At 32.1% G+C, this 8,796-nt stretch carries 8 protein-coding genes; all 8 read right to left on the minus strand.

The window, feature by feature from the left end:
• Positions 1-6: 6 nt before the first annotated feature.
• The 8 genes from B0A75_RS10490 to thrS all read right to left on the minus strand — a co-directional run bounded on the left by B0A75_RS10490 (position 7) and on the right by thrS (position 8,237).
• Positions 7-1,788: an ATP-binding protein gene (locus B0A75_RS10490; RefSeq protein WP_089054225.1), complete on the minus strand. Its 1,782-nt coding sequence runs from the start codon at positions 1,786-1,788 to the stop codon at positions 7-9.
• On the minus strand, positions 1,785-3,506 hold the full coding sequence (locus B0A75_RS10495; RefSeq protein WP_244284382.1) for a tetratricopeptide repeat-containing sensor histidine kinase: 1,722 nt from the start codon (positions 3,504-3,506) through the stop codon (positions 1,785-1,787). Before B0A75_RS10495 ends, B0A75_RS10490 begins: the two co-directional genes overlap by 4 nt.
• A 171-nt stretch (positions 3,507-3,677) precedes the next feature.
• Positions 3,678-4,112, minus strand: a complete 435-nt coding sequence (locus tag B0A75_RS10500) for a carboxymuconolactone decarboxylase family protein (RefSeq protein ID WP_089054227.1) — start codon at positions 4,110-4,112, stop codon at positions 3,678-3,680.
• 79 nt (positions 4,113-4,191) lie between these two features.
• Entirely contained in the window at positions 4,192-4,764 is a 573-nt protein-coding gene (locus tag B0A75_RS10505; protein WP_089054228.1) for a Crp/Fnr family transcriptional regulator, read from the minus strand.
• 125 nt (positions 4,765-4,889) lie between these two features.
• On the minus strand, positions 4,890-5,234 hold the full coding sequence (rplT, locus tag B0A75_RS10510; RefSeq protein WP_007810721.1) for a 50S ribosomal protein L20: 345 nt from the start codon (positions 5,232-5,234) through the stop codon (positions 4,890-4,892).
• Between the two features lie 169 nt (positions 5,235-5,403).
• Positions 5,404-5,601, minus strand: coding sequence for a 50S ribosomal protein L35 (gene rpmI / locus B0A75_RS10515; RefSeq protein WP_007810722.1), 198 nt, complete (start codon positions 5,599-5,601; stop codon positions 5,404-5,406).
• Positions 5,602-5,716: 115 nt separating this feature from the next.
• Positions 5,717-6,268 carry a translation initiation factor IF-3 gene (infC, locus tag B0A75_RS10520; protein ID WP_089054229.1) on the minus strand — a complete coding sequence of 184 codons (552 nt, stop codon included), beginning with the start codon at positions 6,266-6,268 and terminating at the stop codon, positions 5,717-5,719.
• A gap of 22 nt (positions 6,269-6,290) precedes the next feature.
• Positions 6,291-8,237, minus strand: a complete 1,947-nt coding sequence (thrS, locus tag B0A75_RS10525) for a threonine--tRNA ligase (protein WP_089054230.1) — start codon at positions 8,235-8,237, stop codon at positions 6,291-6,293.
• Between the last annotated feature and the right edge of the window lie 559 nt (positions 8,238-8,796).

Below are 8,796 nucleotides of genomic sequence, written 5' to 3' on the forward strand. Positions count from 1 at the left end.
TTTACTTTATAAAGGGAAAGTGAAATTTATCTTGAAACCTTTTTCTGAATTATGGTCAAAATTAATAGTTCCATTTATTGTTTTAATACGGTTTTCCACATTTTGCATCGTATTTTTTAAAAATGTTTTTTTGTTTTCGGTTCCAACCCTGTTATCACTATAGGTCACAGTGATATTTTTTTGAACTATTTTAAAAGAAACTATTACTAGAGAAGCATTGCTGGCGTTTTTCATAATTTGAAATAATTCTTGCAGCACTCGATAGACAATTATTTTTTTATTTTTATCTATTTTATTCCATTGAATATCATTCAGGCCGTTTGTTAGAATGCTTATTTGTGCTGTTTTAAAACCTGAAATCATTTCTTTAAGACCAGTTTCATATCTTTCATTTGTTTCAATACTGCTGTTTTCTCTTGAAATAGTACGTGTTTGAGAATAAATTTTTTCAAGATTATTTAATAGTTCAGTTTTATTTTCGACAGTTTCTAGATCGTTTCTTTTAACAAAAGACAAAGAATTGTATACTTGAAGAGTAAGTTCATTATGTAATTTTCCTGAAATTCTTTTTTCACTTTCAAATACAGCTTCTTTTTTTTCTTTTTTTCCCTTTAGAGATAAGTAAAATAATAGAATTATAAAAAAACCAATTATGAAAACGATTATAATATATGAAATGATATTTCGATTTTTATGTCGTTCTAGTTGCAGTTCATTTTCTGTCTTTTCTGCTTTGAGCTGTAAATTTTGGTCTTTATCTATCTTAGACTCGTATCGCATTGTAGAAAATTGATTCTTATTCATTTTTCCTGCTTTTGCAATACTGTCGGTAAGATGAATGTACCTTTCTGTATGTTTTTTTAGTTCATTTCCTTCACTAGATTCGATCACGACATAAAGGCTGAGAATAATTTCTGTTACAGATTTCAATTTTTCAGCTGTTTTTAGTGCTTCTGCCCCATATTTTTTTGCTAATCTAGGATCCCTTTTTTGAAAATATGTAGAAAGATGGCGGTAACTGTTTACTAAACCTTCGCTGCTTTGTGGCTGCAGACGAATTTCTAGAGCTTTGTAATAGCATTTTAAAGCTTCATCATAATTTCCTTTTTGATAATAGCAATATCCCATATTGTCTAGTACAAAAGCATAATTGCTATCGTCTAAATGTTTATGCTTAGAAGCGTGGACATTAGAAGCAAGAATTTGATAAATCTCTATTGCTTTGTCATATTCATTTTTGTTTTTATAAATAGCCGCGATATTATTTAGAGCAACACGTTTTCTCCATAAACTTGTTTTTAGTCTTAGTGCTTTTTTAAAATAAAGTTCCGCGTTAGTAAAGTCATAAGTACTTAAGTAATTTTGTCCTTGTACATTGTAAATAAGCCAAGAATATCTGGGGTTCTTAATTAATTTTAAATACGGTAATGCTTTTGTAGCTGCAATTTCGCTGGAAATATAATCAGAGCTTGAGTAGTGTAAATCTGCGATACAATACAGTGAATATACATAATCTGTTGTATTAATTTCTGGGTCACAGAGTTTTATTGCCTTATTATAGGTTAGAATTGCCAGTTCTCTATTGTCATCGTCAAAGTAGAGATCTGCTTTATCTATTAGACTTTTAATTTCTGCAGCGTTATCCTTTGTCTTTTGCTGAGATTCAGCATTTTTGTTTCTCTTAGATTGTAATAGAAATATTGCCCCAACTATTAATATTGTTAAGAATATTAAAAAGTACTTTAAGAAAAATCTATTCTTAATAAACGTCATTGCTTTTGTAATCAAATTGAGAATTTAAAGATAACCTTAAACCCATTACTAGGAGTGGAATCAAATTTAATTTCTCCTTTTACTGAGTTAATTCTGTTCTCTACATTGTAAAGACCATTTTTAAAAGTCATAGAATTTAAATTGATGCCTTTTCCATTGTCCGTATAAGTGACCGTAATGTTTTTATTGTTTTTTTTAAAATTAATGCCAACTAGTGTAGCGTTACTATGTTTTTTCATGTTTACGAGTAATTCTTGTAGTACCCTGTAAGTGGTTATTTTTTTGTTTTTTTCAAGTTCATTCCAAGGTATGTTTTCAATACCATTTAGTAGAAGATTAATATCGGGAGTATTGAATCCTGCAATCATTTCTTTTAAAAATAAGATGTATTTTTCAGATGTTATAATTGGACTGTTTTCTTTTGATATGTCTCTAGTTCGAGAATATATTACATCTAGATTTTTTATTAATTGCTCTTTATTTTCAGATACAGAAAGGTTCTTATTTTCAGCAAAAGCCATCGTATGGTAAATGTCATTAGCTAATTCATCATGCAGTTTTTTAGCAATTCGTGTTTCGCTTTTGTAAGTTGCTTCAATTTTTTCTTTATTAGCTTTAGATGTTAAATGAAAGTACAGCGCTAATATTAAGCTTAAACTTAATATAATAATGATATAAGAAATTATATTTCGATTTTTTTGTCTTTCTAATTGAAGTTCGTTTTCAATTTTATCGGTTTTCAGTTTTAGGTTTTCATTTCTCTCTTTTTTTGAGTCATACTTAATTCGAGCAAATTGATTTTTTGCTTTCTGCCGTATTTCGGTTAGACTATCATTAAGTTTAATGTATATGAGAGAGTATTTTTTTAGCTCACTGCTTGCAGAGCAGTTTATTAATAACTTTAGAGCAGATATTTTACCTTCAGAGTAGTTTATGTGAGCTGCGTTTTCATAACTAAGCTGCGCATATTTTTTTGATAGCGAAGGATTTTTTGGTTGGTAAAATTCAGCCAAATGCAGATAAATTTTAGAAGTCGAAAGATAATCTTTTGTTTCGGCTGCTACTTTTAATGCTTTTTTAAAGTATGAAAGTGCTCGCGGATCCTTAATTTTAAAATAGCAAAAACCTATATTGTCTAGTACTTTGACATAGCTTTCTGGGGTTTCAAGAATTTCTTTTTTCTCAATCAAAGCAGTGAAAATGTCTAAAGCTTCGTTGTATTTGCCCTGTTCTAATAAAACGAACGCTATATTGTTTGTCGTACTTAGTTTTCTCCATTCACTTGTATTTAAACTTAATGCTTTTTTATAGTAGGATAATGCATTATTGTAATCATATGTAAAGAGGTAGTTGTTGCCCAATTCTATATAAGTGTTCCAAATATGTTTGGGATTTTTTATGTGTTTAAGGTGAGGCAAAGCTTCGGTAAGAGTTGACTCACTGCCAGTATAATCTCTTTGATATCTTTGGATTTCAGCCATCGCATTTAATGTGCTGACAAAGTTTTCTGTTTCTGTTTTTGGGTTGCAAATAAACTTTGCCTTGTTGTAGTAAAAAAAAGCACTGTCAAAATTTTGATCATCATAAAAGCGATCTCCTATTGCGATCAGTTTTTCTGCTTTTTCTTTTGTATCACTTGCAGCGACTTTAGAAGATTCCTCTTTTTGACATGAAAACAAAATAATAAATATTAGAATTATGTATAGGGATATTATCTTGTGTTTTTGTTTCATGCGCCAAAAGTAAAAAAAATAAATCCCCTTGAAAGAGTATATATACGGTATTTTTAAAACTTAGAATAAAACTATTTTTTCTATTTCTCATTTGCAATCAGATACGAAAAAGCCCTCTAGATAGAGGGCTTGTGAATTTTGTAAGCTTGTAAAATTTATCTTTATAAAAAATTAAACAGCTCTCAGTCCTGTTGTAATTGCTAATCTATTCCAAGAGTTAATTGTGATGATTGCAAGGATGATTTCTGCTAAATATTTTTCATCAAATAAGTTTGCAGCATTTTGATAAACTTCATCAGAAACATGATTTCCAATTAAGGTTACAGCTTCAGTTAAAGCCAAAATTGCTTTTTCCTCTTCAGTATAAACATCAGCTTCGCGCCAAGCACTGGTTAAATAAATGCGTTGCTCTGTTTCGCCTTGTTTTCTAGCATCTGCGGTATGCATATTAATACAAAAAGCACAGCCATTTATTTGTGAAGCACGAATTTTAATTAGTTCTTTATGAGTTGATGTTAATGAAGTTGTCGAGATGTATTTTTCTAAATTCATTAATGCTTGATATGCTTGCGGGGCAACTTCTGGAATAACGATTCTTGATTTCATTTTTATATGTTTTAAAAGTTCAATACAAAGGTCAGTAATGAATGCTTTAAAAAACTTGAACTACTTCAAGAAATATAGCTTATACTTTTCCAGCCCTGATTTTACTCATAAATTCAGCTGAAAAATCTAAGTAAGAAGCAAGCATATACTGAGGAACGCGTTGTACAAAATCGGGGTTTAGATTGTTGAAGTGATGATATCTCTCTTCTGCCGACATTGTAAATAGAAATTTAATTCTCATTTGAGCGGCTCCAAATGATTTTTGAGAAACGATTCTGAAGTATCGTTCTAACTTCGGAATTTCGATTAATAGAGATTCTAGAGTGTTTTTTTCGATAGCAATTAGTTCACTGTTTTCAACTGTCTGAATGTAGAAATGTGATGGAGTAGTATTGTGATAACTTAAATAATCAGTAATCCACCAATTTTCAATCGCAAATTGCAAAGTTTGTTCCGTTCCTTTTGAGTTAATTATATATTGCCTTGCACAGCCTTTTATAATAAAATACAATGTATTACAAACTTGTCCTTCTTGTAATAGATGTTCTTTCTTTTTTATTTTCGTGAGCTTTAAACATGATTCAAGTGTATCAATTTCTGAAGGCTCAAGTGTTACAAATTTCTGGATATGGTCAAAAAGAGGAGTAAACATTTTGTGGTTGTTTTTTTAAAGAGTCTTAAAGGTAAAGCAGATTGTTGTAAAAACAAAAAACCATCCGAATTAACGAATGGTTTTTTTATGATAAGTAAGTAATCTAAATTGAGTTTATAAAACGTTTATTTTACTTTATTAAGTATTGCTTTGAAAGCTTCAGGGTGGTTCATAGCTAAATCTGCAAGAACTTTACGGTTCAATTCGATTCCGTTAGCTTTTACTTTCCCCATGAATTGAGAATAAGACATTCCTTCTAATCTAGCTCCAGCGTTGATACGTTGAATCCATAAAGCACGGAAATTTCTTTTGTTTTGTTTTCTATCGCGGTAAGCGTAGCACATTGCTTTCTCTACTGCATTCTTAGCAACTGTCCAAACGTTTTTACGTCTACCAAAGAAACCTTTGGCTTGCTTCATTATTTTTTTTCTTCTTGCTCTTTTAGCAACTGAATTTACCGATCTTGGCATAATTTTAATGTGTTTTTGTAGCAGGCGTCCTGAATTAAATCAAAGGAACTTAAAAGCCATACTCCAAGGTTATATAAATAATTTTTTAACCTAAAGAATAAAAAAGTTAGAGGTTAGAAGTTAGAGGTTAGAGTTTTACTCATAACAAATAACTTTTAACGATTAACAATTATATAATTCTTAATTGTTGTTTGATGCTTTTCATATCTGTTGAGTGAACTAGCGCTGAGTGAGTCAAAGCTAATTTACGTTTTTTAGATTTTTTAGTCAAGATGTGACTTTTAAAAGCATGCTTTCTTTTAATCTTTCCAGAACCAGTAACTTTAAAACGTTTCTTAGCGCTAGATTTAGTTTTCATTTTAGGCATTTTTCCTAGTGTTTTAATTTATTCTTACTTACTTATATTTTGGTCTGAAAGTTTAAAAGTCAAAAGTTAAAAGTCAGTTTGTGACTTTCGACTTTAAGACTTTCGACTTTAAGACTTATTTCTTTTTCTTAGGAGCAATGAACATAATCATTCTCTTTCCTTCAAGAACAGGCATAGCTTCAACTTTACCATGTTCTTCTAGATCTGTAGCCAAACGCAATAATAAAATTTGTCCTTGATCTTTATAGATGATTGAACGTCCTTTAAAGAAAACAAATGCTTTTAACTTAGAACCTTCTTTTAAGAATTTCTCAGCATTTTTTCTTTTAAATTCATAATCATGCTCATCTGTTTGAGGACCAAAACGAATCTCTTTTACAACAACTTGTGAAGACTTAGCTTTTAATGCTTTATCACGTTTCTTTTGTTCGTAAACAAATTTCTTGTAATCCATGATTTTACAAACCGGCGGCTCAGCATTTGGTGAAATTTCAACCAAGTCTAATTCAAACTGATCTGCTAGACGCAAAGCTTCTGCAAGCTTAAATACACCTGGTTCGATGTTCTCGCCTACTAACCTCACTTCTTGTACACCACGAATATTGTTGTTTATTCTGTGTGCATCTTTTTTTTCTACTCGAGGTTGAAAACCTCTGTTACTTTTTATTGCTATGACTTTCTAATTTAAGTTAAACTGTAAATACTTTTAATGTCTTTTTTATTTCTTCGTCTACAATCGAAGCAAATTCTTCGATAGAAACTGTGATGTTGCCTTTTCCTTCTTGTCCATGGCGGCGTATAGAAATTGTGCCGTTTTTCTCTTCTTCCTCGCCTACAATCAGCATAAACGGGATTTTTTGCATTTCGGCATCTCTAATTTTCTTACCGATAGTTTCGTTTCGGTTGTCAATTAGGGCGCGAATTTCGTGATTTTCTAGCAAATCTAAAACTTTTTTAGCATAATTTTCGTATTTCTCGCTCAAAGACAAGATAATAGCCTGTTCTGGCATAAGCCAAAGCGGGAAATTTCCTGCAGTGTGTTCTAGTAAAATTGCTATAAAACGTTCCATAGATCCAAAAGGAGCTCTGTGAATCATAACTGGACGATGTAATTCATTGTCAGCACCTTTGTATGTTAAATCAAAACGCTCAGGTAGGTTGTAATCAACCTGAATAGTTCCTAGTTGCCATTGTCTTCCTAAGGCGTCTTTAACCATAAAGTCAAGCTTAGGTCCGTAGAATGCAGCTTCGCCATATTCAACAACAGTATTTAAGCCTTTATCAGCAGCTGCATTGATGATAGCGTTTTCAGCTTTCTCCCAGTTTTCATCAGTACCAATATATTTTTCTCTATCTTCTTGGTCTCGTAATGAGATTTGAGCAGTAAAGTTTTCAAAACCTAATGAACCAAATACATATAATACTAAGTCTATTACCTTTTTGAATTCTTCGTCTAATTGCTCTGGAGTACAAAAAATATGTGCGTCATCTTGAGTAAAACCACGTACACGAGTTAAACCGTGTAATTCACCAGACTGCTCGTATCTATATACAGTACCAAATTCAGCATAACGCTTAGGTAGGTCTTTATATGACCAAGGTCTTACATTGTAGATCTCACAGTGGTGAGGGCAGTTCATTGGCTTTAGCAAAAACTCTTCACCTTCGGCAGGAGTATGTATTGGCTGAAAGCTATCTGCACCATATTTAGCATAGTGACCAGAAGTAACATACAGCTCTTTTTGCCCAATATGCGGGCTCACAACTTGTTCGTAACCTGCTTTCTTTTGAGCTTTCTTTAAAAATTGTTCTAAACGTTCTCTAAGTGCCGCGCCCTTAGGTAACCATAAAGGTAAGCCTTGACCCACTTTTTGAGAGAAAGCAAACAATTCTAATTCTTTTCCTAATTTACGGTGGTCACGGCGTTTAGCTTCTTCAAGAAGTTCAAGATACTCAGTTAAGTCTTTTTGTTTAGGGAAAGAAGTTCCGTAAACACGAGTTAACTGTTTATTTTTCTCATCACCTCTCCAATAAGCACCAGCGACACTCATTACTTTCATTGCTTTGATGATTCCAGTATTCGGAATATGTCCACCACGACATAAATCAGTAAAAGTAGAGTGATCACAAAAAGTTATAGTACCATCTTCAAGATTAGAAATCAATTCAGTCTTGTAAACGTTGTCTTTGTACATCTCTAATGCATCAGCTTTGCTAACCGGACGCATTTTAAACTCGTGCTTTCCTCTTGAAATTTCAAGAACACGATCTTCGATCTTTTTAAAATCAGCCTCAGAAATCTTTTGGTCTTCAAAATCAACATCATAATAAAAGCCATTAGCAATTGCAGGTCCAAGAGTTAATTTAATTCCTGGGTACAATTCTTCAAGAGCCTGTGCCATTACGTGAGAAGTCGAATGCCAGAAAGCTTTTTTACCCTCAGCATCATTCCAAGTATATAATATAAGATTACCATCGGTCGTTAATGGAGTCTCGGTTTCAATAGTTGTACCATTAAAAGATGCAGAAATAACATTTCGTGCAAAACCTTCGCTAATGTTTTTAGCGACCTCCATTGGAGTTACGCCTTGAGCGAACTCTCTAATTGACCCATCGGGTAAAGTAATCTTGATCATTGTTTATAATTTTGTGAATGCAAATATAAGTGATTACAAAAATACATACAATATATATATGTATAAGATTGCTATTATGTAATAAGAAGGATGTAGTGTTGTATTATGTAAATGGAAAGTTCTACTATAATATATACGAGTAAGTTTTGTCTGGCTGATCGAAGTCGAAGCTTTTTAGAGTTTGGAATTTACTTTTTATAAGAAGTCATTTCTGCTGTCCGCTTCAATCTTTTTACGGTGAACCCTGCCGCAAAAAGGATTTTCGCTTCTATTTGGGCTAGGGGAGCTGTTTTCGGAAGAAATTCATTGAATGAAAAGACAGTTCCGTAATGCAATCAGAATAAAAAGGGAAAAACTCAGTGCCTTTGCGCCTCTGCGGGATTAAAAACGGCGGGAAGCGGCTTTTAATAACTTAGAATCTCTTCAGAAAACAATATAAAAAGCTAAAAACTCGATAAAAAGGGAATGGCAAAAAAGGTTTAAAATAGCAAAACAGCAGTGAAACGAGGAAAAACCGCACAAGGATTTTAAAAAAGAGGAATTGTAAAACACGAGTTAT

The organism is Flavobacterium oncorhynchi (assembly GCF_002217355.1).
Taxonomy (GTDB): domain Bacteria; phylum Bacteroidota; class Bacteroidia; order Flavobacteriales; family Flavobacteriaceae; genus Flavobacterium; species Flavobacterium oncorhynchi.

Excerpts from the sequence above, each read along its gene's own strand:
- thrS (WP_089054230.1), bottom strand. The coding sequence starts at position 8,237 with ATGATCAAGATTACTTTACCCGATGGGTCAATTAGAGAGTTCGCTCAA.
- B0A75_RS10495 (WP_244284382.1), bottom strand. The coding sequence starts at position 3,506 with ATGAAACAAAAACACAAGATAATATCCCTATACATAATTCTAATATTT.
- rpmI (WP_007810722.1), bottom strand. The coding sequence starts at position 5,601 with ATGCCTAAAATGAAAACTAAATCTAGCGCTAAGAAACGTTTTAAAGTT.
- B0A75_RS10500 (WP_089054227.1), bottom strand. The coding sequence starts at position 4,112 with ATGAAATCAAGAATCGTTATTCCAGAAGTTGCCCCGCAAGCATATCAA.
- rplT (WP_007810721.1), bottom strand. The coding sequence starts at position 5,234 with ATGCCAAGATCGGTAAATTCAGTTGCTAAAAGAGCAAGAAGAAAAAAA.
- B0A75_RS10505 (WP_089054228.1), bottom strand. The coding sequence starts at position 4,764 with ATGTTTACTCCTCTTTTTGACCATATCCAGAAATTTGTAACACTTGAG.